Annotated in this window: 22 protein-coding genes and 1 pseudogene; 11 read left to right on the top strand and 12 right to left on the bottom strand. The window is 60.0% G+C overall.

Annotated elements, in window-relative coordinates; all coding sequences use genetic code 11:
- The first annotated feature begins 18 nt into the window (after positions 1-18).
- Positions 19-660, top strand: coding sequence for an oxidoreductase (locus M2401_RS17435; protein WP_259104685.1), 642 nt, complete (start codon positions 19-21; stop codon positions 658-660).
- 151 nt (positions 661-811) lie between these two features.
- Here M2401_RS17435 and M2401_RS17430 read toward each other — a convergent pair whose 3' ends face one another.
- Genes M2401_RS17430 through M2401_RS17415 form a run of 4 tightly spaced genes read right to left on the bottom strand, consistent with a single transcriptional unit; the run spans position 812 to position 5,044 of the window.
- Complete coding sequence (locus M2401_RS17430) at positions 812-1,096, bottom strand: YceK/YidQ family lipoprotein (RefSeq protein WP_259104684.1); 285 nt, start codon at positions 1,094-1,096, stop codon at positions 812-814.
- Positions 1,089-1,718 (bottom strand): flavin prenyltransferase UbiX, encoded by a 630-nt coding sequence (ubiX, locus tag M2401_RS17425; RefSeq protein ID WP_259104934.1) that lies wholly within the window; start codon positions 1,716-1,718, stop codon positions 1,089-1,091. The genes M2401_RS17430 and ubiX overlap by 8 nt, the downstream gene beginning before the upstream one ends.
- A gap of 5 nt (positions 1,719-1,723) precedes the next feature.
- On the bottom strand, positions 1,724-3,073 hold the full coding sequence (gene mpl, locus M2401_RS17420) for a UDP-N-acetylmuramate:L-alanyl-gamma-D-glutamyl-meso-diaminopimelate ligase (RefSeq protein ID WP_259104683.1): 1,350 nt from the start codon (positions 3,071-3,073) through the stop codon (positions 1,724-1,726).
- Between the two features lie 57 nt (positions 3,074-3,130).
- Positions 3,131-5,044, bottom strand: coding sequence for a sigma-54-dependent Fis family transcriptional regulator (locus M2401_RS17415; protein ID WP_259104682.1), 1,914 nt, complete (start codon positions 5,042-5,044; stop codon positions 3,131-3,133).
- Between the two features lie 317 nt (positions 5,045-5,361).
- On the opposite strand from M2401_RS17415, the gene M2401_RS17410 reads away from it, so the two are divergent.
- The 8 genes from M2401_RS17410 to M2401_RS17375 all read left to right on the top strand — a co-directional run bounded on the left by M2401_RS17410 (position 5,362) and on the right by M2401_RS17375 (position 13,425).
- Complete coding sequence (locus M2401_RS17410) at positions 5,362-6,882, top strand: aldehyde dehydrogenase family protein (RefSeq protein WP_259104681.1); 1,521 nt, start codon at positions 5,362-5,364, stop codon at positions 6,880-6,882.
- A 324-nt stretch (positions 6,883-7,206) separates the two neighbouring features.
- On the top strand, positions 7,207-8,601 hold the full coding sequence (locus tag M2401_RS17405; protein ID WP_259104680.1) for an ethanolamine ammonia-lyase subunit EutB: 1,395 nt from the start codon (positions 7,207-7,209) through the stop codon (positions 8,599-8,601).
- Positions 8,598-9,425, top strand: coding sequence for an ethanolamine ammonia-lyase subunit EutC (eutC, locus tag M2401_RS17400; RefSeq protein WP_259104679.1), 828 nt, complete (start codon positions 8,598-8,600; stop codon positions 9,423-9,425). The genes M2401_RS17405 and eutC overlap by 4 nt, the downstream gene beginning before the upstream one ends.
- 72 nt (positions 9,426-9,497) lie before the next feature.
- Positions 9,498-9,953, top strand: a complete 456-nt coding sequence (locus M2401_RS17395; RefSeq protein WP_259104677.1) for an N-acetyltransferase — start codon at positions 9,498-9,500, stop codon at positions 9,951-9,953.
- 263 nt (positions 9,954-10,216) lie between these two features.
- Entirely contained in the window at positions 10,217-10,864 is a 648-nt protein-coding gene (locus tag M2401_RS17390; protein ID WP_259104676.1) for a DedA family protein, read from the top strand.
- A gap of 3 nt (positions 10,865-10,867) precedes the next feature.
- Positions 10,868-11,674 carry a zinc-dependent peptidase gene (locus M2401_RS17385; protein ID WP_259104675.1) on the top strand — a complete coding sequence of 269 codons (807 nt, stop codon included), beginning with the start codon at positions 10,868-10,870 and terminating at the stop codon, positions 11,672-11,674.
- Positions 11,675-11,782: 108 nt separating this feature from the next.
- Positions 11,783-12,310 (top strand): inorganic diphosphatase, encoded by a 528-nt coding sequence (gene ppa / locus M2401_RS17380; RefSeq protein ID WP_259104673.1) that lies wholly within the window; start codon positions 11,783-11,785, stop codon positions 12,308-12,310.
- A 380-nt stretch (positions 12,311-12,690) separates the two neighbouring features.
- The gene (locus M2401_RS17375) at positions 12,691-13,425 is read left to right on the top strand and encodes an XRE family transcriptional regulator (protein WP_259104671.1); all 735 of its coding nucleotides are present in this window, start codon (positions 12,691-12,693) and stop codon (positions 13,423-13,425) included.
- A 265-nt stretch (positions 13,426-13,690) separates the two neighbouring features.
- Here the strand turns inward: M2401_RS17375 and M2401_RS17370 are convergent, their stop codons facing one another.
- The 4 genes from M2401_RS17370 to dapF form a co-directional block, all read right to left on the bottom strand.
- Entirely contained in the window at positions 13,691-13,954 is a 264-nt protein-coding gene (locus tag M2401_RS17370; RefSeq protein ID WP_259104670.1) for a hypothetical protein, read from the bottom strand.
- A 406-nt stretch (positions 13,955-14,360) separates the two neighbouring features.
- Positions 14,361-15,971: a methyl-accepting chemotaxis protein gene (locus M2401_RS17365; protein WP_259104668.1), complete on the bottom strand. Its 1,611-nt coding sequence runs from the start codon at positions 15,969-15,971 to the stop codon at positions 14,361-14,363.
- 359 nt (positions 15,972-16,330) lie between these two features.
- Positions 16,331-18,565, bottom strand: a complete 2,235-nt coding sequence (locus M2401_RS17360; RefSeq protein ID WP_259104667.1) for a WG repeat-containing protein — start codon at positions 18,563-18,565, stop codon at positions 16,331-16,333.
- Positions 18,566-18,688: 123 nt separating this feature from the next.
- Positions 18,689-19,504, bottom strand: coding sequence for a diaminopimelate epimerase (gene dapF / locus M2401_RS17355; RefSeq protein ID WP_259104665.1), 816 nt, complete (start codon positions 19,502-19,504; stop codon positions 18,689-18,691).
- A 183-nt stretch (positions 19,505-19,687) separates the two neighbouring features.
- Between dapF and M2401_RS17350 the strand changes: the two genes are divergently transcribed.
- Positions 19,688-20,512: a class I SAM-dependent methyltransferase gene (locus M2401_RS17350; protein ID WP_259104663.1), complete on the top strand. Its 825-nt coding sequence runs from the start codon at positions 19,688-19,690 to the stop codon at positions 20,510-20,512.
- 323 nt (positions 20,513-20,835) lie between these two features.
- Here the strand turns inward: M2401_RS17350 and M2401_RS17345 are convergent, their stop codons facing one another.
- Positions 20,836-21,786: an alpha/beta fold hydrolase gene (locus M2401_RS17345; RefSeq protein ID WP_259104662.1), complete on the bottom strand. Its 951-nt coding sequence runs from the start codon at positions 21,784-21,786 to the stop codon at positions 20,836-20,838.
- Between the two features lie 124 nt (positions 21,787-21,910).
- Between M2401_RS17345 and M2401_RS17340 the strand changes: the two genes are divergently transcribed.
- Complete coding sequence (locus M2401_RS17340; RefSeq protein ID WP_259104660.1) at positions 21,911-22,843, top strand: LysR family transcriptional regulator; 933 nt, start codon at positions 21,911-21,913, stop codon at positions 22,841-22,843.
- 169 nt (positions 22,844-23,012) lie between these two features.
- Here the strand turns inward: M2401_RS17340 and M2401_RS34580 are convergent, their stop codons facing one another.
- The 3 genes and pseudogenes from M2401_RS34580 to M2401_RS17330 all read right to left on the bottom strand — a co-directional run bounded on the left by M2401_RS34580 (position 23,013) and on the right by M2401_RS17330 (position 25,495).
- Positions 23,013-23,879, bottom strand: a complete 867-nt coding sequence (locus M2401_RS34580; RefSeq protein ID WP_409033948.1) for a methyl-accepting chemotaxis protein — start codon at positions 23,877-23,879, stop codon at positions 23,013-23,015.
- Positions 23,871-24,923: pseudogene (locus tag M2401_RS34575) on the bottom strand (methyl-accepting chemotaxis protein); the annotation flags it as partial. The gene M2401_RS34580 and the pseudogene M2401_RS34575, both read right to left, overlap by 9 nt.
- Positions 24,920-25,495, bottom strand: coding sequence for a chlorite dismutase family protein (locus tag M2401_RS17330; protein ID WP_259104656.1), 576 nt, complete (start codon positions 25,493-25,495; stop codon positions 24,920-24,922). The gene M2401_RS17330 and the pseudogene M2401_RS34575, both read right to left, overlap by 4 nt.
- Between the last annotated feature and the right edge of the window lie 104 nt (positions 25,496-25,599).

The raw sequence follows: 25,599 nt of genomic DNA, 5'->3' as shown, positions 1-25,599 counted from the left end.
CGATCAAGGAGAAAGTTTATGTACTTGACGCCGCAATACATTTTGCTCGCAGGGGCCACCGGCCTGACCGGTGAACATCTGCTCGATCGCTTGCTCAGCGAACCCACGGTCAGCCGCGTGCTGGCCCCGACCCGCAGGCCCCTGGCCGAGCATTCGCATCTGGAAAACCCCGTCGGCGAACTGGCCAGTCTGCTGCCCGAATTGCACGGCCAGGTCGATATCGCCTTCTGCTGCCTGGGCAGCACCATCAAACAAGCGGGCTCGCAGGAAGCCTTTCGCGCCATCGACCTGGATCTGGTCGTGGCCTTTGGCAAACGCGCTCGCGAACTCGGCGCGCGGCACCTGCTGGTGATCAGCGCGGTGAACGCCGACCCTGAATCCAGCGTGTTCTACAGCCAGGTCAAGGGCGAGATGGAAAAAGCCCTCGAAGCCCAGGACTGGCCGCAACTGACCATCGCCCGCCCCTCGCTGCTGGTCGGCAATCGCACGGAAACCCGCTGGGCCGAGCAACTGGCCGCACCTATCGCCAAGCTGATCCCCGGCAAATACGGCGCCATCGAAGCCTGCCATTTGGCCCGGGCACTTTGGCGACTGGCGTTGGAAGAACAGGAAGGGGTAAGGGTTGTCGAGTCGGATGAGTTGCGCAGGTTGGGGAAATAATTCGCTTCGTGCAGCAAATGTGGGAGCGAATTCATTCGCGAAAGCGGTATTCCAGACGATAGAAGTGCATCGGACATACCGGCCTCTTCGCGAATGAATTCGCTCCCACAGAATTCGCCTGACATGACATTCGGCACGGCAATACAGTGAGTTACAACCCCCCACTCGCCTGAAACCCCACCCCCAACACCGTCAGCACCGACAACGGCAGCAGCAAGGTATCAAGCAAGGCACTGCCAGGCAGATCCAGAGCCGGGTAGCGTGGCGCCTCAGTGCCAAAACGGTCCTTGGCGCAGCATCCGCCCTGCATCACATACAGGTCCAGGCGCGTGCCCGAGTACACCACCGGCGCACCGGGTTTTGCGGCGTCCAGAGTACTGACGCTGGCGCAGCCCGCCGTCATCAGCATCAACGCAGCCAGCAGTAGCCTATTCATCGGTGCCGAAATGACGCTCGCCCCAGCGCGGCAGCATGTCCTGGGGAATATTCAGCAGGTTGAGCACCCGGGCAACGACGAAGTCGATCAAGTCGTCGATGGTTTGCGGCTGATGATAGAAACCAGGCGAGGCCGGCAGGATGACCGCGCCCATATTCGACAGCTTGAGCATGTTCTCCAGATGAATACTGGAATACGGCGCCTCGCGCGGTACCAGAATCAACTGGCGGCGCTCCTTGAGGGTGACATCCGCCGCGCGCTCGATCAGGTTATTGCAGGCGCCCGTGGCAATCGCCGACAGGGTGCCAGTAGAACAGGGCACCACCACCATGGCCGCAGGCGAACCGGAACCGGAGGCCACCGGCGACATCCAGTCATCGCGGCCATACACGCGAATCTGCCCCGGCGCGGCGCCCGTGTACTCGGTGAGGAAGGCTTGCATCATGCTCGACTTGGACGGCAGGCGCACATCGGTCTCAGTGGCCATGACCAGTTGCGCCGCCTTGGAGATCAGGAAGTGCACTTCGCGATCCTCCCGCACCAGGCAATCGAGCAGGCGCAGACCGTACTGCGCCCCCGAGGCACCGGTCATGGCCAGGGTGATGCGCTCGGGGCCGTTCATGCCGATCATTGCAGCGCCTCGGCCAGTTTGCCGTGCAGGCCGCCGAAGCCGCCGTTACTCATGATCACTACGTGAGTGCCCGGCTGCGCCTGGCTTTTCACTCGGGCAATAATGGCTTCGAGGGAATCACAGACCACCGCAGGCACTGAACACAATGCCGCCGTAGCGCCCAGATCCCAGCCCAGATTGGCCGGGGAATACCAGACCACCTGATCAGCCTGCTGCACGCTTTGCGGCAAGCCATCGCGGTGAGCGCCGAGCTTCATGGAGTTGGAACGCGGTTCGATGATCGCAATCAGTGGCGCGTCGCCGATCTTCTTGCGCAAGCCGTCCAGCGTCGTCGCGATAGCCGTCGGGTGGTGGGCGAAGTCGTCATAAATGGTGATGCCGCGCACCTCGGCGACCTTTTCCATCCGCCGCTTGACGCTCTTGAAAGCGCTCAGGGCTTCGATACCTAGAGCCGCCACAACACCGACGTGCCGCGCCGCCGCCAGGGTCGCCAGGGCGTTGGCAACGTTATGCTGGCCGGTCATATCCCAATCGACCGTGCCCTGTACCTGGTCGTCGAACAGCACTTCGAAACGCGAGCCGTCTTCACTGAGCAGACGCGCCTGCCACTGACCGCCCTGGCCGGTGGTCTGTACTGGCGTCCAGCAGCCCATTTGAATGACGCGGGCCAGAGCAGGCTCGGTGGTCGGATGAATCACCAGGCCTTCGCTCGGAATAGTCCGTACCAAATGATGGAATTGCCGCTCGATCGCCGGAAGATCCGGGAAGATGTCGGCATGATCGAACTCAAGATTATTAAGGATCGCGGTGCGTGGGCGGTAGTGGACGAACTTGGAGCGCTTGTCGAAGAAGGCGCTGTCGTACTCGTCGGCCTCGACCACGAAGAAGGGTGTGCCACCCAGACGCGCCGAGACCGCAAAGTTCTGCGGCACACCGCCGATCAGGAAGCCCGGGCTCATGCCCGCGTGCTCCAACACCCAGGCCAGCATGCTGCTGGTGGTGGTCTTGCCGTGGGTACCGGCGACGGCCAGGACCCAGCGCCCTTGCAGTACATGGTCCGCCAGCCACTGCGGGCCGGAAACATAAGGCAGGCCCTTGTTCAGCACGTACTCCACTGCCGGGTTGCCACGGGACAAAGCATTGCCAATGACCACCAGATCCGGTGCCGGATCGAGTTGTGCGGCATCGTAGCCTTGGGTCAGCTCAATGCCTTGCGCCTGCAATTGAGTGCTCATGGGCGGATAGACGTTGGCGTCGGAGCCAGTGACTTTATGGCCCAACTCTTTGGCGAGTACCGCCAGCGAACCCATGAACGTGCCACAAATACCGAGGATATGAATATGCATGACCAACCCCTGAAAACATGGGCGCAGGTTAGCAGAAATCGCTCCCCGATCGTCGCCTCAGCGCTCGATGCCGTGCTTGCGCAGCTTGCGGTACAAGGTATTGCGGCTGATCCCCAGTTCCTGGGCGCAATGGCTCATGTGCCAGCGCTGGCTCTCCAGTATCGCGAGCAAAGCGCTGCGCTCAGCCTCTTCCAGAGGGCGGTCAGTCGCTGCCGCACATGGCGCAGCGACACTGCCGTTACGGATAGTGGCGGGCAAGTCATCCAGACCAATACGGCCGTCCTCGCTCAAGGCCGTCAAGGTACGCAACACCGTGCGTAACTGGCGGACATTGCCCGGCCAGTTAAATGCCAGCAGGGCTTGCCGCGCCGAGTCATCGAGGCTGACCACCTGCCCGCCCGCCTCCTGGGCCAACAGGAAATCCAGCAGACCGGACTTGTCACTGCGCTCGCGCAACGGTGGCAAAGCGACTTCCAGGCCATTGAGACGGTAATAAAGGTCTTCGCGGAAACTGCCATCGCCGACCCGCTCCAACAGATTGCGGTGGGTCGCGCTGATGATCCGCACATCCACCGCCTGGGCCTCGCCGCCAATGGGCACCACCATGCGCTCCTCCAGGACCCGCAACAAGCGGGTCTGCAAAGCTAGTGGCATATCGCCGATCTCGTCGAGAAACAGCGTGCCACCATCGGCCTGCTGCAACTTGCCGCGCATGCCTTCCTTGCGCGCACCGGTAAAACTGCCGCCTCGATAACCGAACAGCTCGCTTTCGATCAGGCTTTCCGGGATAGCCGCACAGTTGAGCGCGACGAAGGGTTTGTCGCTGCGCAGACTGGCCTGATGCACGGCCTTGGCGAAAGCCTCCTTGCCGGAACCGGTTTCGCCATTGACCAACAAGGGCACGTCACGCTCGAACACCCGCAACGAACGGCGAAAAGCGGTTTGCAGCGCGGCGTCTTCCAGGCAGATGCCGATTGGAGCACGCACCGGGACCAACGCAGGTTTTGCCAGGATCGGCGCATAAGCCGCAGGCGCAGTGGCGGCCGGAGCGCGCAGGGAGGCGAAAAAACCACGACCATCGCGAGTGCGCAAGGCCCAGCAGGCCAGGGCCTCGGCGCTGGCGCGAGACAGCAGTTGATCCAGCGAACAGTCGAAATAGCGCTCCACCGACTGCCCCAGCATATGGCTGCGCCCCAAACCGAGCAGGTTGATCGCACTCTGGTTCAGCGCGGTAATCCGCCCTTCGCCGTCAAACGCCAGCAAGCCCTCGCTGAACAGCCCAACGGACTCGGCCTGAACATGGAAGCGCAGCAGCCACTGATCATCGCAATGGCTGAGGAAATAACTGCTTTCAATCACCTTGGCCGACAGATTGACCAGGGCCATGGTGTGAAACTGGCTCTGCCGGGAAACATCCTGGCGCGCCGACGACACATCCAGCACCGCCAACAGATCGCCATGAGGGTCGAACACCGGGCTGGCCGAGCAGGTCAGCCCGGTATGACGGCCGCGAAAGTGTTCGTCGCGATGAATGGTCAGGGACTGGCGCTCGACCAGGCAGGTGCCGATGCCATTGGTGCCCTCACAGGCCTCGCTCCAATCAGCACCCAGCCACAGCCCGGCGCGCTCGAAAATACTGCGCTCGGCAGGCGCAGTGACACAATTGAGGATCACCCCACGGGCATCGGTGAGCAGCACCGCATGGCCGCCGGACAGCTGCTGATGCAGGCTGGTCATCTCGCCACCGGCTATCTGCAGGACCTGATGCAGGCGCCCGCGACTTTCCAGCACGCGCTCATGTTCGAGCACGGTGGGCGCATTGGCGTGGGCGGGGTCGAGGTGATAGTCCTCCAGGCAACGCAGCCAGGAGCGGGCAATCGAAGGATCGCTGCCGGGGCCGGTCACATGGGCCTTGCCCTCGGCGACCGTGAGGACTTGCTGGGCATGGCGGGTCAGATGATTGCTGTGCACTTTTTATTATTCTCCCGAGGAGTTGCCGCCCAGCATCCTCCACGACGCCGCGCATTGCAATGCGCGCTGACCGGCGAGTCACTGGCTGTGCCAGCAACGGTACAAAGTGTCACTCATGGCTGTATCAGACTCGCGACAACGCTGTTCATAAGCCGCCACGACAATGGATAAAAACCTTGAAAACATGGCCTTTCCCGGCAGTGGCCCGGCCTTTGCTCTACGCTTTGGCAAGCGCAAATTGCGCGTAGTCGTACCGTAGCTCGAAGCTACCCCCGTAAAGCTATCCCCCTTAAAAACAAGAACCAGGAGATATCAACATGCGTTATGCCCACCCCGGCACCGAAGGCTCGCTCGTTACCTTCAAGACCCAGTACGGCAACTACATCGGCGGCGAATTCGTGGCACCTGTCAAAGGCCAGTACTTCGAGAACACCTCTCCGGTCAACGGCAAGCTGATTGCGCAATTTCCTCGCTCCACTGCCGAAGACGTCGAAAAAGCCCTTGATGCCGCCCATGCCGCAGCCGAAGCCTGGGGCCAGACCTCCGTGCAGGCGCGTTCGCTGGTCCTGCTGAAAATCGCCGACCGCATCGAAGCCAATCTGGAACTGCTGGCCATCACCGAAACCTGGGACAACGGCAAGGCCGTGCGCGAGACCCTCAACGCCGACATCCCCCTGGCCGTTGACCATTTCCGCTACTTCGCTGGCGTATTGCGTGCCCAGGAAGGCAGCGCTGCAGAAATCGACGGCAACACCGTGGCCTATCACATCCACGAACCACTGGGCGTGGTCGGCCAGATCATCCCGTGGAACTTCCCGCTGCTGATGGCCGCCTGGAAACTCGCGCCGGCCCTGGCTGCTGGCAACTGCATCGTGCTCAAGCCAGCCGAGCAGACCCCGCTGGGCATCAGCGTGTTGATGGAACTGATCGGCGACCTGCTGCCGCCGGGCGTGCTCAACGTCGTGCAAGGCTACGGCCGTGAAGCCGGCGAAGCCCTGGCCAGCAGCAAGCGCATCGCCAAGATCGCCTTCACCGGCTCGACCCCGGTTGGCTCGCACATCATGAAACTGGCGGCGGAAAACATCATCCCGTCCACCGTGGAACTGGGCGGCAAATCGCCGAACATCTTCTTCGAAGACATCATGAGCGCTGAACCCGAGTTCATCGAAAAAGCCGCAGAAGGCGTGGTACTGGCCTTCTTCAACCAGGGCGAGGTCTGCACCTGCCCATCTCGCGCACTGGTTCAGGAATCCATCTATCCGCAGTTCATGGAAGCGGTGATGAAGAAAGTCCTGAAAATCAAGCGCGGCGACCCGCTGGATACCGACACCATGGTCGGTGCCCAGGCCTCGCAGCAACAGTTCGACAAGATCCTCTCTTACCTGGAAATCGCCCAGGGCGAAGGCGCCGAGCTGCTGACCGGCGGCAAGGTCGAGAAACTGGAAGGTGACTTGTCCACCGGCTACTACATCCAGCCGACGCTGCTCAAAGGCAACAACAAGATGCGCGTGTTCCAGGAAGAAATCTTCGGCCCGGTGGTCAGCGTCACCACCTTCAAGGACGAAGCCGAAGCCGTGGCCATCGCCAACGACACCGAGTTCGGCCTGGGTGCCGGCCTGTGGACCCGCGACATCAACCGCGCCTACCGCGTCGGCCGCGCCATCAAGGCCGGTCGCGTGTGGACCAACTGCTACCACCTGTACCCGGCACACGCCGCGTTCGGTGGCTACAAGAAGTCCGGCGTTGGTCGCGAAACCCACAAGATCGCGCTCGAACATTACCAACAGACCAAAAACCTGCTGGTGAGCTACGACACCAATCCGCTGGGCTTCTTCTGATAAGTCCTGTTGTTTGAAACCAATGGCTCCTGCGGGGGCCATTGTCATTCCTGACGCTGGCCCTGTGGGAGCGAGGCTTGCCCGCGAAAGGGGCAGTAAATTCAATAGATTTCTGTGAGTCGAAAGTCGACTTCGCGGGCAAGCATCGCTCCCACACGGGGCGCACCAACACGGAGCGTCGGTGCCTCATTCACCGCCCTGAATCACTCGATTCATCACCGCCTGCCCCACAATTGGCGCCCCACGCCTCGATGGAGTATTAATTGCTTACCCTTGTCCAAAGACCAGGCCCCGCCTCACCGCAGGCCGTCATGGAGAATCTGTATGGCAAGCTTTTCCCATTCTGTCGGCGCCCAGACCTACCGCTTCGACAGCCTCAGCCAGGTCATGGCCAAGGCCAGCCCGGCGCGTTCCGGGGACATGCTGGCCGGGGTTGCCGCCAGCAATGACGGCGAACGGGTCGCGGCGCAGATGACTTTGGCCAATATCCCGCTCAAGCATTTCCTCAACGAAGCGCTGATTCCCTACGAAAGCGACGAAGTCACCCGCCTGATCATCGACACCCACGACGCCGTCGCCTTTGCCCCGGTCAGTCACCTGACGGTCGGCGGCTTCCGTGACTGGCTGCTCAGCGATGCCGCCGACGAACACAGCCTGCGCGCCCTGGCCCCTGGCCTGACCCCGGAAATGGCCGCCGCCGTGTCGAAGATCATGCGGGTGCAGGACCTGATCCTGGTGTCGCAGAAAATCCGCGTCATTACCCGCTTTCGCAACACCATCGGCCTGCGCGGCCGCCTGTCGACGCGCCTGCAACCCAATCACCCGACCGACGACCCTTCCGGTATCGCCGCGAGCATTCTCGACGGCCTGCTGTACGGCAACGGCGACGCCATGATCGGCATCAACCCGGCCACCGACAGCACCTCATCCATCGTCGCCCTGCTGGAAATGGTCGACGCGATCATCCAGCGCTACGACATTCCAACGCAATCCTGCGTGCTGACCCACGTCACCACCTCCATCGACGTGATTAACCGTGGCGTGCCGGTGGATCTGGTGTTCCAGTCCATCACCGGCACCGAGGCGGCCAACACCAGTTTCGGCATCAACCTCAAGCTGCTGCAGGAAGGCTACGACGCTGGCCTGAGCCTCAATCGCGGCGCTCTGGGGCAGAACCTGATGTATTTCGAGACCGGCCAGGGCAGCGCGCTATCAGCCAACGCCCACCACGGCCTTGATCAACAGACCTGCGAGGCCCGCGCCTACGGTGTCGCCCGGCATTTCAAACCCTTTCTGGTCAACACCGTGGTCGGCTTTATCGGCCCGGAATACTTGTATAACGGCAAACAGATCATCCGCGCCGGGCTTGAAGACCACTTCTGCGGCAAGCTGCTCGGCGTGCCCATGGGCTGCGACATCTGCTACACCAACCACGCCGAAGCCGATCAGGACGACATGGACACCCTGCTGACCCTGCTGGGTGTGGCCGGGATCAACTTCATCATGGGCATCCCTGGCTCCGACGACATCATGCTCAATTACCAGACCACTTCGTTCCACGACGCCCTCTACGCCCGCCAGACCCTCGGCCTGCGCCCGGCGCCGGAGTACGAAGCCTGGCTGGAACGCATGGGCATCTTCACCCAGGCGGATGGTCAGGTACGCTTCGGCGACAGTCTGCCACCGGCCTTCCGCCACGCACTGGCGCATCTGGCATGAGCGGGCGCGACGTGAATCCGCCCAATCCCTGGCTGGAACTGCGCCGCCTGACCCCGGCGCGCATCGCCCTTGGCCGCACCGGCACCAGCCTGCCGACCCAGGCGCAGCTGGACTTCCAGCTCGCCCACGCCCTGGCCCGCGACGCCGTGCACCTGCCGTTTGATCACACAGGTCTGCGCGAGCAACTGGCCGCCAAGGGCCGCGACAGCCTGCTACTGCACAGCGCCGCCAGTGATCGCGACACCTATCTGCAACGCCCGGACCTCGGCCGTCGCCTCAATGACGACTCGGCCGAACAATTGCGCGAATACGCCCAGGCTCATCCCGGTGGTGTCGATCTGGCTATCGTCGTCGCCGACGGCCTGTCCTCCCTGGCCGTGCACAATCACAGCCTGCCGTTTCTCGCGCGCATGGAAGAGCAGGCGCAGGCCGAAGGCTGGTCGTTGTCGCCGGTGATCATGGTCGAACAGGGCCGAGTCGCCGTCGCCGATGAAATCGGCGAACTGCTCGGTGCGAAAATGGTGGTCATCCTGATTGGCGAACGCCCCGGCCTCAGTTCCCCGGATAGCCTGGGCCTGTATTTCACCTATGCTCCAAAAATCGGCCTGACCGATGCCAGCCGCAACTGCATTTCCAATGTGCGCCTGGAAGGCCTGAGTTATGCCATGGCGGCACATCGCTTGCTTTATCTGATGCGTGAGGCCTGTCGCCGTCAACTCTCCGGCGTGCACCTCAAAGATGAGGCGCAACTGCAAACACTGGACACTGATACACCCGCCAATGGCAGTAGTGGTAATTTCCTGCTCGCGGCGCCATCGGATTAAGCATTAGATTGCGCTTTCTAAAGCCATTGGGCAGCATCGCGCAAACGCCCACAGAGAAGTTGAGGCCCCACCATGCGGATCATTCAAGCCACTCTCGACCACCTGGACTTGCTGACCCCCCTGTTCGTCAAATACCGCGAGTTTTATGGCGAACTGCCTTACCCTGATTCTTCCCGCAGCTTCCTGGAAAAACGCCTGCGCCGGGAAGAGTCAGTGATCTACCTGGCCCTGCCGGACGATGACGACCACAAATTGCTGGGCTTTTGCCAGCTGTACCCCAGCTATTCCTCGCTGTCGCTCAAGCGCGTGTGGATCCTCAACGACATTTACGTCGCCGAAGACGCCCGCCGCCAATTGGTCGCCGACCACCTGATGAAGCAGGCCAAGAAAATGGCCAAGGAATCCCATGCCGTGCGCATGCGGGTGTCCACCAGCAGCAACAACGAAGTAGCACAAAAGGTCTATGAATCGATTGGCTTCAAAGAAGACACTCAGTTCAAGAACTATGTGTTGCCGATCAACGAATAGGCGTAAGTACTGATCACGGGGCTGATTCCGTGGAGCACATTCTGTAGGAGCGAATTCATTCGCGAAGATCCCGGTACATCCAACGCATTTCTGGCGCCGGAAACACCCTCTTCGCGGATAAATCCGCTCCCACAAAAATCTCACATCCCATTACGCAATTGCCGACAACCTCTTCACATCGTCTCCCTCTATAATGTCGCCCACTTCCCAGTAGTACTTTTTCAGCGCACGGCCCGGTATGGGCTATCGACACAGGTGCCCCCATGGATTTCAACCCCCTCGACCTTATCCTGCATCTCGACGTTTACCTCGATATGCTCGTCAATCAATACGGCACCTGGGTCTACGCGATCCTGTTTCTGGTGATCTTCTGCGAGACAGGCCTGGTCGTGACGCCCTTCCTGCCCGGCGACTCCCTGCTATTTATCGCCGGCGCTGTGGCGGCCGGTGGCGGCATGGACCCGATAGTACTTGCAGGCCTGCTGATGCTCGCGGCGGTCCTGGGTGACAGCACCAACTACATCATCGGCCGCACCGCCGGGGAAAAACTGTTCAGCAACCCCGACTCGAAAATCTTGCGCCGTGACTACCTGACCCGTACCCACGAGTTCTACGACCGCCACGGCGGCAAGACCGTGACCCTGGCGCGCTTCCTGCCGATCATCCGCACCTTTGCGCCATTCGTCGCCGGTGTCGGGCGCATGTCTTACCCGCGTTTCCTCGGTTTCAGCGTCCTGGGCTCGATCCTCTGGGTCGGCGGGCTGGTCACCCTGGGCTACTTCTTTGGCAATATCCCGTTCATCAAGAAAAACCTGACTTTCATGGTCCTGGGCATCATTCTCATCTCACTGTTGCCGATGATCATCGGCTTCGTCCGCAGTCGCATGTCCCGCACCGCCGACGCCCGCTAAGGCATGTGGTCGCTGCGTGACTGGCGGCGGCGACGCACGCTGACCAGGCACCCCGTTGCCCCGCAAGTGTGGCAACGGGTGTGCGAACGCCTGCCGATCCTCGACGGCCTCAGCGCAGAACAGGACGGCTGGCTGCGCGACAACAGCGTGCTGTTCCTTCTCGCCAAACGACTCACCGCACTGCCTGGCGTTGAACTGGACGACGAGCAGCGCCTGTTTCTCGCTGCCCAGGCGCAACTGCCGCTGCTCAACCTCGGTGATCTCAACTGGTATCAGGGCTTTCACGAGATCGTCCTGTACCCGGACGACTTCCTCAGCCCTCAGCGCCATCGCGACACCAGCGGTATCGAACACGAGTGGGATGGCGAGCACAGCGGCGAAGCCTGGCTGCAAGGTCCGGTGATCCTGGCTTGGCCGGGCGTGCTCAGCAGCGGCGGCTGGGACGGCTATAACCTGGTGATCCACGAACTGGCGCACAAGCTCGACATGCTCAACGGTGACGCCAACGGCCTGCCGCCGCTGCACCGCGACATGCGCACCAGCGACTGGGCCGACGCCATGCAAAGCGCCTACGACGACCTTAACCGCCAGCTCGATCACGACCCCGATTGCGAAACCGCCATCGACCCCTATGCCGCGGAAAACCCCGCCGAATTCTTCGCCGTCACCAGCGAATACTTCTTCAGCGCCCCCGACCTGCTCATGACCGCTTATCCAAAGGTCTACGCGCAACTGAGCGCCTTCTATCGCCAAGACACCCTGGCCCGCCTGAACGCACTGCCCCGCAACCCCGACGCTACCAACGTCTAGGGACTAACGTCGCGCATGGCAACGCCCGTGGAATATGCCTATAATCCGGCCCACTTTTTGGCTTAATCAGCCGAAACCTGTCTGGTCAAACTAAGGGGGCAATGCCCAATGAGCTACAGCAAGATTCCGGCTGGTAAAGACCTGCCGAACGACATCTACGTCGCGATCGAAATTCCGGCCAACCACGCGCCGATCAAATACGAAATCGACAAAGAATCCGATTGCCTGTTCGTTGATCGTTTCATGGCCACCCCGATGTTCTATCCGGCCAACTACGGCTTCATCCCCAACACCCTGGCCGACGACGGCGACCCCCTCGACGTGCTGGTCGTGACCCCTTACCCGGTCACTCCAGGTTCGGTGATCCGCGCCCGTCCGGTCGGCATCCTGAACATGACTGACGACGGCGGCGGCGATGCCAAGGTCATCGCAGTACCGCACGACAAACTGTCGCAGCTGTATGTCGACGTCAAAGAGTACACCGACCTGCCGCCACTGCTGCTGGAACAGATCAAGCACTTCTTCGAGAACTACAAAGACCTCGAAAAAGGCAAATGGGTGAAGATCGACGGTTGGGGCAACGCTGATGCAGCCCGCGCCGAGATCATGAAATCGGTAGCCGCCTACAAAGGCTGATACCTGCTGCAAACCCTCGGAGCCGCTCGCCATGAGCGCTCCGAAGGTGCTGTCCCTCCTGCACACCTCATTTCTATCCTCTCCCGTCCGGCCCCAAACCGCGCTTTTGTATTACCTGCAAAATGGAAACAATGCACTTTCAATAAACAACCGTTGAAACTTGCAGCGTGACAATACGCGCCTTAAACATCGCGTGACATGCAGAAAACACGACGCCTTATCAAATTCAACTATTTACCACCTGCAAGACAATTACAGAAGTTTCCTACAACCAAGTAAAAACCTTGTAGTCCATTGCATCAAACTGCAACTTGATACCTCGCACATTTGAACGCCATGTTTATTTAAACAGGGCAAAGAGCCTCGTAAACTCCCACCCCATGAATACATCAGGTGATCGACTACGTGCCCTCCTGCGGGAGTGCCATCTCTCTGCAACGGACTTCGCCGCCAACCGCAAGGTCACGCCGCAACACGTGAACAATTGGTTCAAGCGCGGCATTCCATTGGCTCGTCTGGACGAGGTGGCTGAACTACTGACCGTCAACGCTCGCTGGCTGAAAACCGGAGAAGGCCCCAAGCATCCCAGCGAATCCGCCAACGAAAACCACGGCGGCGACAGCGTGCACCTGCACCATCAAGGCCGAGGCCTGATGCGCGGTGACGCGGAAATCCTCCTCTATAAAGAACGCGACCCCAACCACCAACGCCAACCGGACGAAGAAGTGATAGTCCCCGTCCCCGGCAAAAAAATCCGCTTGCCGCAATACATTCTGCAAGCCATGAACATCGACATGGTCAACACCTTCTGCGTGCCAATGACCGGTCGCAACATGGCCGACAAGATCCAGGATGGCTCCCTGATTGGCGTCGACCGCAGCCAGACCCGCCTCATCGACGGCGAAATGTACGCCGTGGAACATAGCGGCATGCTGCGCATCGCCTACCTCTACCGCCGCCCCGCTGGCGGCCTGCGCCTGCGCAGCCACAACCACCACGAATACCCCGACGAATACCTCAATGCCAAGCAACTGGAGCAACAACAACTGCGCATCCTCGGCTGGGTGTTCTGGTGGTCCACCTTCAACCGCCGACAGGAAACACCTTTCCCCTGATCTGTAACATTTCAGCACTGTCCATTAACGACAAACACCCGTATCATGCGCGCCACGTTTTACGCAGCCGCCACCCACACGGCGACGGCTGCAACAACGGGTTCGGTGATACACCGACCCCGTCCAGACAACGCCCTTCAGGGCACCCTTTGCAGGCGATTGCGGTTTACCAAAAATATTCCAAGATTGCCCACTAGAAGCCGGCCACAAGCCGGCTTTTTAATGCATAACAGAAAGCCATTTCACCTATTTCATCGGGAAATGACTACTCTGGGAAATCGTCAGTTTTTAATCCAGACGAGAAACGGCCCCCTCTCGGCATAGCCCTTGCCCCCCCATCCAACCGCAATCGCCTGCGCCGCGCCACCAACGCCCGCCCAAATGACAGCTGCGCATACTCAATAAAAAGCCGCGCCATATGATTCAGCGCGGCCTCCTCCCCCTCGCTACCCACAACAAAGTCAAACCCAAGCGCCTTTTTGTTCCGGTCCGGCAGTTCGTCCCAGCTCTTGATGATGTACTCGTACATGGCGCTGACGACCTGCAATTTTGTCCGGGAATCGCAGCCTGAGGCGAAGGGTGCCGAGAGGTTGCGCGCGCTGAGGCGCTGTTGGAGACGGCATTTGCGACAGCCTGGCCGTGATGAGGGTGTGCGATACGTATTACGGTTCATAAATGACTTGGGTCCTAGCAATTACGGGACTGTCATTTTTTTGTTCTGCCGCGCGATGGGCCACACGCTATAGCGTGAATCATCTCTACTGCTTGTAAGGCAATATTTCAGATTCCGAAAGTGCGTTGGTTGTACTGACCTCTTCGCGGGCAAGTCTCGCTCCCACAGGGGGTATCCGGTTAGTGGATATTTGCCGTGCAGCACACAATCATGTGGGAGCCAGCAAGCCGACTCCCACAAATCTCACGCCAGAGCTCTCGCCCTACAACACAAACCGAGAAACCGACGTCTTCAACTCCTGCGCCAGCCGCTCCAGCGACTGCACATTGCTATTGGCCTGCCCTACCGATTCCGCAGTTGCTTCGACCATATTGGAAATACGCTCGATATTTTCCGCGACGCTGGCACTGGCCAGGCTTTGTTCGGTGGTGGAGGTAGCGACCTCACGGACCTGCACAAGCGTGGCCGACGCTTCACGGTTGATGTCACGCAGGGCGGTGGCGGCTTTTTCAGCCATCTGCACGCCTTGCAGCACCTGCGGGGTGACGGCGCTCATGCTGATGACCACGGAGCCGGTGTCATTCTGGATGGAGGTGATCATGCTGGTGATTTCCTCCGTGGCCAGTGAGGTGCGCTGGGCCAGGTTGCGTACTTCGTCGGCGACCACGGCAAAACCGCGGCCTTGCTCTCCCGCACGGGCCGCTTCGATGGCAGCGTTGAGTGCCAGCAGGTTGGTCTGGCTGGCGATGTTTTTGATGACGCTGGCAATGCTGTCGATCTCATGGGTGCGTTTGACCAGACCTTCGATCATGCCCGAGGCCTCCTCGACTCTGACCGACACATCCTGAATGGCCTTGGCGGCGTCGTTGACCAGTTGCTCGCCTTCGGCGGCCAGTTGGGTGGAGCTGGCGGAGTTCTTTTCGGTTTCTCCGGCACTGTAGGAAATGTGCTCAATGGTTACGGACATTTCTTCGATGGCGGCCGCCGTGGCCGTGGTGGCGTCGGAGGTTTGCTGGGACGCCGAGTCCAGTTGATGCATCTGCCCCGACAGGCCCACTGCGGCGTGGCCCAGCTCGACGGCGCCCTGCTGGATGGAGTGGATCATTTCCCGCAGGTTCTTCTGCATCTGCGCCACGCTGGTAAGCAGGCTGAGTTTGCCTGAGCTGTGGACAATCGTCTGGCTCAGGTCGCCATTGGTGATGCTGCCGACCACGCTGGCGGCATAGGACGGCTCGCCACCCAGGCTGCTGTAGATGCTCCGGGAAATACGCCAGGCAACGACCACTACAGCAACTATTACGACCAGGCCGATAATGATGAAGTTAAATGCCAGCCGCCAGTAAGCTTTTTCAATATCAGAAACAAACACGCCGAAGCCGACAAACCAGTTCCAGTCTTGTATCTGTGTGACACCATTTATCTTCGGTGCCATTTCTCCGGTATCGGGGTTCTTGGTGAAGTCATCGTAGTAATAGAACTTGGCCGTGGTGAGATTATCGATGTAGTTCTGGATACTGGTTTTACCGTTAGCCGCCTTGCCCATATCGATCTTGCCGACCTTGTCGGCGATGGCATGAACCAAGCCCATGCCGTCGATGCCCCGCGCCCAGACATAGGCGTTGGAGCCGTTGCGCATATTGGTCAGGGCTTCGACCGCTTTAGCCTGTGCTTCGGCGCGGCTGAGCTTGCCGCTTTTTTCCAGACCCTGGAAATAACCGACCTGCTGCGCAGCGAGGCTGAGCACGGTGTGGATTTCATTGCGCTTGTCGTCCTGCATGGTGGCGTGCAGGGTGTTCAAGGCCAGGCCGCCGATGATCGCGAGGCCGAGAATGGCCGTCAGTACCAGGATAATTAACCGATGGGATAACTTCACGTCCTTCTCCAATAAAAGCCCTAAGTCAAATCCCTAAGGGGCGTTAGTTGTGTTTATTAGATAATGGCTATCGGCTATACATCGAAGGACTTTAGTTTTGGATCCAAAAAAATATGAGTAGATAATCCCGATCAATCGAAACTAGCCTGAACAGCATCAGAAGATGAAACGCAAGTGAAACTGCACTTGCGCTTAGATTATAAATTGCATATGCAGGACCGGTTCATCGATCAACCATAGTCCTGTTGGAGCGAGGCTTGCCCGCGAAGTGAGCGACGCGGTATGCCAGACCCACGGCGTTAACGCATTCGCGGGCAAGCCTCTCTCCAACCTATGACCTGCGATATCAGCCCTGCGCCTCACTCAGCCCGAACCGCATCGGTAGCCTGCTCGGCTTCGTCGCTATCGCCCTCGCTGCTCGAATCGGTTTCGATCTCGTAGCTGTTAATCTGCTGGCCGTCAGCGTCATACACCAATATCCGCCCCTCTTTCTCCGGGTCGTAGATGCTGTACTGCGCGTCATTGTTGTTGGCCGACACGCTGTAGGTGTTGTACCCGCCGAGTTTTTTGACGAGTTGGTTGTGCTTGTCGATCAAGACCAGGCCATCAAAGCCTTCCTCGGGTACAGCAGCCGCCAGACGCGCCTGAAACGGACGGATCGACAGGTAGTTCAACGGAACGCTCAGCGCACCCTGCATATCGATAGCGCCATAGCGCTCACCCTTGCGCACCACGGCCATGCCATTGGAGAACGGCTGCACCTCGTCATAGGGCAACTTGAAGGGCAGGCTCTTGCCTTGTTGGTCGATAAAGGCAAAGGCCCGGGTCTTGCTGTTTTGTATCAGCAGCGGCTGCCCGGCCGCGAAATCGCCCAATACATCGAAACCGGCCGGGTTGATTTTATTGCCGCTCAGGTCGTAAAGGTCATGGCGCTTGTCATCAGCTGAGGTGGTGTACAGGAAGCCTTCGTACTGGCGCACGCCACCAAAGCGCGGTGGCAGGATTTCCTTGCCGTCGAGGGTAAAAGCCCCGTAAGTCGGCTTGGCCTCATAGGTTTTGTCACCCAGTCGGGCCACCATAATGTTGTCTTGCACCTTCGCGTTGACGAACTTCATCGGCACGGTGAAGGCCTGTTTCTTCATGCTGTAGATACCGTAAGGGCCATTGGTGTTGCGCTGGACCAACATCAGGTCATCGTTGATCTGCTCTTCGATTCCCTCAAAAGGCAGCACCTTGAAGTTGAGGGTGCCGGGTTGCAAGTAGTAGTACTTGACCAGGATCTCGGACACTTCGTCGTTGATCGATCTTTTTCCGGTCACCACTCGATAAACGCTGGCGATATCGAGGTAGTCGATGCCGATAAAAGTAGGCTTTATTTTCCAGGCGCCACTGGCATCGACGAAGCCGACCAGATCGGTTTTCTGATCGTGAGCGATATAAATATCCTGAACCGGCACGCGATTGGACAGCATAAGTTCGGTCTTGCTGACTTGTACCGGGTCGTAGACCACTATCTCGACCCTGGCGGGCGTGTCGTCATACCGGTATTCGGCCTGGATATTCTTCAGGCTGCCTGCAGCGGGCTGAAGGCTGACCGCAAGTTTCTGCAGTTCATCCTGCAGGCTCTGGCTGTCGCGATACTGGCTGAAGTTGGCTTTTACTTTGAGCAGTGCGTCATACAACTTGCGCAGGCTGGCCATTTCTTCGTCAGAAGGCAGAGTGCTGGAGTTGGAGCTGCTGCTGCGCAGGCGTTTGCCTGACTCATCCAGCCCCTGCACGGCAAAGCTGTCGGCCCTGGGCGTGGAGATCATCAGCGCGGCGGCGTTATCCTGCAGCGACGTCAGGCGATAGCGCTCGCTGCCCACCGTAACTTGCGGGTGGTCTTTATCCAGCACGACCTTGTGATAACCGGGGTAGCTTTTATAGCTGACTTCCACGCTGACTTTATCGATGGGCTTGGCCGTATTCAGTTCGGCATCGCTGCTGTAATAACCGGTTTCCTCATCATCGGCCTGCGCTCGGGCCTGTACCGCCGAATAGTCCTGTTCAGAGCCGTCGCGGAAATAAACCCGCTTGAAGCGGTAGCGCTCCACCGACTCATTACTGGCGGCCGCTGCCTGTTTCCAGATGGCATCCAGCGCCTGAGTGTTCCATTTGGCCACCGAGCCCGGCACATCGATCACCTGACGAAAATCCACCGCGCCTGGAGCAAGTGCAGCCAGAGCCGCTTCGACATCCTTGCCGGTGAAGGGTTTGATCAGCTCGTCATAGGCTGGCACGACCGCCACTTGATCAACGGGCGTCGCTTTTACCGGGGTGATCTTCAGGGTCAGGCTACTCAGCCGGTTGAGCGCATTGAGGGAGTCACGGGTATCGGCGATCAGAAAATTCAAGCGCTTCTGCGCATCGGGCAACGACAGGGTGGCGATATCATCCAGACCGCCCTCATTGAGCTGATCGGGAGCGAACTCTTCGCCGCTGATTAACCCATCTTCCGAGCGACCGGCCATAAAGGCGTAGGTCAACCCCCCTGCCAGCAACAGGCCGACGACCAGAGTCGACAGCAGGACGGTCCTTGTCTTGTTGGTTTGCATGGTTATGAACTCTTGCGGCACAGCCGGGTGGCAGACACTGCTTGGTCCGGCCAGGTCCCCCTGAGTTCCCCGGCCCGTCGGAATGAGCGGACCGATTGGCAGGAATCACGACTGGTTCCGCTTTCAGGCGCGCAAAAAATGCTCGGCCAGGACCCCGGACTGTATCGGCTCCACCGAACCGGTGAGGATCACCCCGCCACTGCCGTCCCAGCTCACCTTCAGGGTGCCGCCGTCACACTCCACTTCCACCGTGTTATCCAGCAGCCCGCGACGAATGCCGTTGACCACTGCGCCGCAGCAGCATGAGCCGGAGCCCATGGGAATGCCGCCACCGCGCTCCCAGATGCGCAGGCGGATATGTCCACGGTCGATGATCTGGACGAAATGCACGTTGGTTTTTTCCGGAAACAACGGATGAATCTCGATCTCCGCGCCCATCACCGCGATATCGAGGGTGGTCAGGTCGTCGATGAAATAGGTGCAGTGCGGATTGCCCATGTTGCACGCCGTTGGGGTCGCGGGCAGAGGCAGCAGCCGGGTGTCGGTGGCTTCCGCCAAGGGAATGTCCTGCCAGTCGAGCAGCGGCTTGCCCATATCCACCGAGATGCGTTGATCGGCTTCGCGGTGGCAGGTCAGCAGGCCGCGGTGGGTTCGCAGCACGACCGAGGAAGTACCGGCCTCAGTCATCAACAGGTCGGCCACGCCACGGGTGGCACTGCCGCAGGCATTGAGCTGCGTGCCGTTGGGGTTCCAGAACACCAGCCGCGCGGCTGCATCCGCGCAATCGAGGACGACCGCCAACTGATTGAAACCGATGCCGCAATGGCGATCGCCCAGGCGTCTGGCTATTTCAGGGGTGATCAGGTCAACCTGGCCGCGCCGGTCGACCACCATGAAGTCATCGCCGTGGGCGTGCATCTTTATGAAACTGAGCGTCATAGCCTGCTCCGTTGGAGAAGATGTTCTTTCGCCAAACTCTATCCTGTAGTTCAAGAGCAAGCCTGTCTCTTATTGCCATCGAGCTATAGAACCTTTGGTTTGGACGACCGCAGAAAATGTGTGATCCCCACCCTGAAGCCCCGTGCTAACGTCGGCCGCACATGCACTTTTGCCAGGACGATCATGAACCGTACGCTAGCGGCGTTGACCTTCGCCACCCTCCTCGCACCAAGCCTCAGCCAGGCCGCCCCGGCCGCAGCAAAAATCACCGACGAGCAATATGCCAGCGTGCTGGCCGGGCCATGGCGCGCGCCGGAAAACAGCGTGCGTGATGGCTATCGCCACCCTGAGCAGACCCTGAAATTCTTCGGCCTGCAGCATAACCAGACCGTGATCGAAATCACCCCCGGCGGCGGTTGGTACAGCGAAATTCTTGCGCCGCTGCTCAAGGACCACGGCCATTACATCGCCGCCCTGCAAGCGCCGGCCTCGGGTGATTACTACAAGAAATCCGCCGATGGCCTGAAGCAGAAATTCAAGGCCGATCCAACCCACTATGCCAAGGCCGGTTTTGTCGAGTTCGACCCCAAGGCGCCAGCGTTCGGCAAACCGGGCTCAGCCGACCGCGTGCTGACCTTCCGCAACGTGCATAACTGGGTGATGGCTGATGACGCGCCGCAGATGTTCGCTGCGTTCTTCAAGGTGCTGAAACCGGGCGGCGTGCTCGGCGTGGTTGACCACCGTGCCAAGGACGGCGCCGATCTTGAGAGCATCAAGCAAAGCGGCTACCTGCCCACCGACTACGTGGTGAAACTGGCCACCGATGCAGGTTTCAAGCTTGAGGATCAAAGCGAAATCAACGCCAACCCCAAGGACACCAAGGACTACCCAGGCGGTGTCTGGACGTTGCCGCCGTCGCTGAAACTGGGGGATCAGGACAAGGCCAAGTACGTGGCGATTGGCGAGTCGGATCGGTTGACGCTGCGCTTCGTCAAACCGGGTAAATAACGGCCCGGCGGGCGATTTTGTTGGGGGCGAACTCTGTAGAAATGGATTCTGTGGGAGCCCCCCCCCCGTCTACGCCGCCGCGCTGTCATGCAGCAAACACTGACCGGGGCAGGAGGCAATGTGGGAGCGAATTCATTCGCGAAGAAGCCGATACATTCGATGCAGCTTCATCGCCTGCAACCGCTTTCGCGAATGAATTCGCTCCCACAAAGTCTTTGCTATTCAGTAAGTTGCGCGTTGTTTGATGAGAGCGAATTCGCTCCCACAATCCCACCCACAATCCCCCCCACAATTCACCCGGCGACCCTGCGTCCCTGTTGGTATCAGTGCGCCTTGCCGACAGTACGATCCAGGAACCGATGAATCTCGCCACCAATGGCCTCGACATCGGTCTCCAGCGCGAAATGGCCGGTGTTGTAGAAGTGCACTTCTGCCTTGGCATCGTCACGCTTGAACGCCTCGGCACCGGCAGGCAGGAAGAACGGATCGTTCTTACCCCAGACCGCCAGCAGCGGCGGCTGATACTTGCGGAAGTAGGCCTGGAATTCCGGGTAACGCTTGACGTTATTGGCGTAGTCGCCGAACAGATCGAGCTGGATTTCGTCATTGCCCGGGCGAGCAACGAAGGCCGCGTCGAGGGTGTAAGCCTCTGGCGCTACGCTGTCGGGGTTGCTCACGCCGTGGGTGTATTGCCACTTGATCGACTCGGGCTTGAGCATCTCGCGCAGGGCGTTGCGGTTCTCGGCGGTCGGGTCTTTCCAGTAACGCTGAATCGGGTTCCAGCCTTCGCTCAGACCTTCCTCATAGGCGTTGCCGTTCTGGCTGATGATCGCCGTGATGCGTTCCGGATGCGCCACTGCCAGGCGCCAGCCGACCGGGGCGCCATAGTCGAAGACTTCAATCGCATAACGCTTGAGCGCCAGGGCTTCGGTAAAGCCGTCCATGGTTTTTGCCAGGTTGTCGAAGGTGTAGGCGTATTTCCCGCGATCCGGGCTGTCAGAGAAACCGAAGCCGGGCATGTCCGGGGCGACCACATGATAACGGTCGGCCAGTTTTGGAATCAGCTCGCGATACATGAAGGACGAGGTCGGGAAACCGTGCAACAGCAGCACCGTCGGCGCCTTGGGGTCACCGGCTTCACGGTAAAAAATCTTCACGCCCTGCACGTCGACGGTGTGGTGGCTGACCACCGGTTGCGCCGCTGCCGCCTGGGCGTTGGTGCCGATCAATGCAGTCGCCAGTACCGACGCTGCCAACAACTTGTTAATGGACATGGTCTATTTCCTTTCAAGGGTTTCGAGCTGTCATCAGCTCCTTGACCGAAATAGTGCCGCCTTTCACATATAAAGATAATTCACTAATATCGAGAACCATCCTGCCAAAAAATGGAAGAGCTCAATGGATCGCTTCGAGGCCATGTCACTGCTGGTCATGGTGACGGAGAAAGGCAGCCTGTCGGCGGTCAGCCGCGCCCTGCATGTTCCGCTGCCCACGCTCAGCCGCAAACTCTCGGACCTTGAGGCATTGATCGGTACTCGTCTGCTGATCAGGACTACACGTAAACTGACTCTCACTGACGCAGGTGTCGCCTACGTCGCCGCAGCACGACGCATTCTGGAACAGGTCGAAGACGCCGAGCGGGAAGCGGCCGGGGAGTTCAAGGAGCCCAAGGGCGAGCTGGTGCTCACCGCACCGGTCCTGTTCGGGCGGTTGCATGTGTTGCCGGTGGTGACGGATTTCCTCGAGCAGTTTCCCGAGATCAACGTGCGGCTGGTGCTCGCCGATCACAATATCCATCTGGTCGACGATCACGTCGACATGGCCGTGCGCATCGGCCGGTTGCCTGACAGCAGCATGGTGGCAACCCGGATTGGCGTGATGCGCTCGGTGATGTGCGCAAGCCCGGCATTGCTGGGCAAGTATGGCGAACCCCAGACCCCGCAGGTGCTGGAGGGCTTGCCCTGCGTCAAGGTCGATACGCCGCTGCCGGCAATGAGCTGGCGCTTCCCGCTACCGGCCGGGGCGCACGACATAGAAGTGCCGATCCGCCCACGCTTGCTGGTCTCCACCGCTGAAGCAGCGATGCAGGCGGCCGTGCGCAGTGTCGGCGTGACCCGCCTGCTGCATTATCAAGTGGCGGATGCGGTGGAAAACGGTAGCCTGCGGATCATCCTGCGCACGTTCGAACCGGAGCCGATGCCGATCAGCCTGGTGCATGCGTCACGGGGATTCATGCCGCTGAAGATGCGCAGGTTCATTGATTTCGCGTTGCCGCGATTGCGCGAGGGATTGGACAGGCTGACGGCATCGAAAGACTCCCCTGCGCAATAACTCCATCCCGAGGCTGCGAACTCTGCAGTTGTGGGAGCGAATTCAGTGGGAGCGAATTCATTCGCGAAGAGGCCGGTACATCCAACGCATTTTCAGCGACTGAAATGCCCCATTCGCGAATGAATTCGCTCCCACAGAACTTGCCCGCCCCCTATCCACACAGAAAATGTCAGGACACCTTGAAGCGCTGCACCAGCGTCGTCAGCTCGCCGCTCAGGCGTGACAGCTCGTCACTGGCTTCGGTGGTTTTCAGGCTATTGTCAGCAGATTCGTCGGCGATGTCCCGCACCCGCACCAGGCTGCTGCTGATCTGCCGCGACACGCTGGTCTGCTGATCGGCCGCCGTGGCAATACTCATGTTCATGCTGTGGATGGACGCCACCGAATCACGAATCTCGCTCAGCACCTGCCCGGCCGCACGGGCAAGTTCCACGCTGGAATTACTCATATCCTCGCTCTGTTGCATCAGCGCCGTGGCGTCCTTGGCACCTTCCTGCAAGGACAGAATCAAGCCTTCGATTTCCTGGGTGGACTGCTGGGTACGCTGGGCCAGGCCGCGCACTTCGTCGGCCACCACGGCAAAGCCGCGACCGCTCTCCCCCGCCCGCGCCGCTTCGATGGCAGCATTGAGCGCCAGCAGGTTGGTCTGTTCAGCTACGGCACGAATCACTCCCAGCACGCCGTCAATGCGCTCGCTGTCGTGGCGCAGGCGGGTCATGGCCTGCCCGCATTGGGCGACGTTGGCCACCAACAAGTCGAAATGCTCAAGCGCCTGGGCAATGATGCGATTGCCTTCGATGGTTTGCTGTTCGGTGACGTGCGTGGCGTGGGTGGTGTCCCGGGCGTTTTCCGCGACGTGCTGGGCACTGGCGACCATATCGGCGACCGCATGGGTGACGTGCGCGGTCTGCTCGCGTTGCAGAGTGGCGCCGGCATTGCTCTGTGAGGTCACCACCGACAGCGCCGCAGCGGCCGAGGTCAGGCGCTGGGCGCCGCCACCGATGCGGCTGATGAGCTGGCGCAGATGCTCGGCCATTTCCTGCATGGCGCCCATCATCTGGCCGATTTCGTCCTTGGTATGGCTATCGAGCTTGCCGGTGATATCGCCGGCGGCAATCTGCCGGGCCACGGTCAGGGCACGGTTGAGCGGCGGCACAATCTGCCGGGTAATCAGCCATGACGCACCCAGCCCCAACAGCAAGGCCAGCACGGCAGCCACGGACAACTCGCCCTGAGCCATGCGCACATCGTGGCTGCGGCCTTCAACATGCTGCTGATAAATGGACGCGCTCAAGGTCTGCAGCTCGTCGGCCTGATCGAGCATCAACTGCTTGGCCTTCTGGCTCTTGAGCAGGTTGTCGCGAAACTCGGCAACCCGGTCCTGATACGTCAGCACGGCCTGCAGGGCATCGACCAGTTGCTGCTGAAGATCATCGCTGGGCAGCAGCTCCCACAGGTCGTTGCCGCGCTGGCGGATGTGATCGACGCTGGCCGCCACATGCTGATGGGCCTGATCGGTGGGGTTGGCAATGTAGTTGCGTACCTCGTCGCGCAGGGCGCTCATCAGCCCTTGCAGCTCCACCGCCGTCTGCAGCGGCGCGATGCCACTGGCAGGGTTGCTGCCCAGGGTCTCGAACAGGCTGTTGAGGACCTTGTTCAGCTTGCTGGCAATATCTTCGATCACCGGGTTCATTTCACTCTGCGCGCGCCTGGCCTGATTACGCGCTACAACGAAATCGCTGAAGGTCTGTTCATAGGTCTTGCGCACGGTGCGAATGCGCTCGACGGCGCCGCGACCGTCTTCACCGGCACTGATACGGACCTTGTCGACGAGGGTGTCGAGCTTGCCGATTTCCCGGTTGTACGCATCCACGGCCTGGCTCTGGCCGGTGCGGTCGAACTCGTTTTCCTGCAGGCGCACCGCAGCGATCTGACTGTCCAGGGAGATGCTGTCGACCAATGCCTCGCTTCGGGTAGTGAGTTGCTTGACGCTGTACAGCGCAATGCAGGTCAGCAGCGCGGTCAATAACAGCACGGCGCCAAAACCGGCGATCAGTTTGCCTCTGACGGATGTGTTCATGCGCAGCGCCCCCGGATCAGGCGCAGATCCACTTCGCGTTCGACGAACCGCCACTCCGACGTGCCGCGCAACAACCCCAGCAACTCGTCGAAAGCCCCGGCATCAGCGGCGTTAAATTCGAACCAGGTAAGAAAATCGAAGGGCTGAGCGCTGGGCAGATCGCGGCAATGAAACAGGCGCCGGGCAATGGCCGGCAGGTAGTTCATGCCCACGGCGATGTGCCGTGACTGTTCCTCGACAATGCTGCGCCGCTCATCCTGGGTCAGTGCCCACCATTGCGGATTCTTGCGCAGGGCAATGAACGCTCCGCGATCCGCTGCAGGACGGCCCAGCTCAGCTTGCCGGGCAACCAGGGCGGTTTTTTCATCGCGGGTGACGTAGCGCTCGTTACTGGTGACGCCCCGCAGGGACCACTGCGAGGCCGATTCCGGCACGCTCTCGGTATAGCCGATGACGGCCAGACACGCGGCATCCGGTAAAGACTCCCCCACCACGGCGGTATTGCTCTGGATCGACCAGGGACCCTGTTCGCCAGCAACGAAGCTGAACAAGCGCTGCGATTTATCAATCATGGGGGGTGTGCTCAAGAATTCACGTCAGGCTGACGAGGGTTAATTCGCTCGAGCACGGGTATTGGTTACACAGGTAGAAAATTTATTCGAACCGTTGGAGCGAG

Origin of the sequence: Pseudomonas sp. JUb42, from assembly GCF_024807945.1 — a bacterium.
Classification (GTDB): domain Bacteria; phylum Pseudomonadota; class Gammaproteobacteria; order Pseudomonadales; family Pseudomonadaceae; genus Aquipseudomonas.
This window is presented reverse-complemented; position numbering and strand designations above follow the sequence as displayed.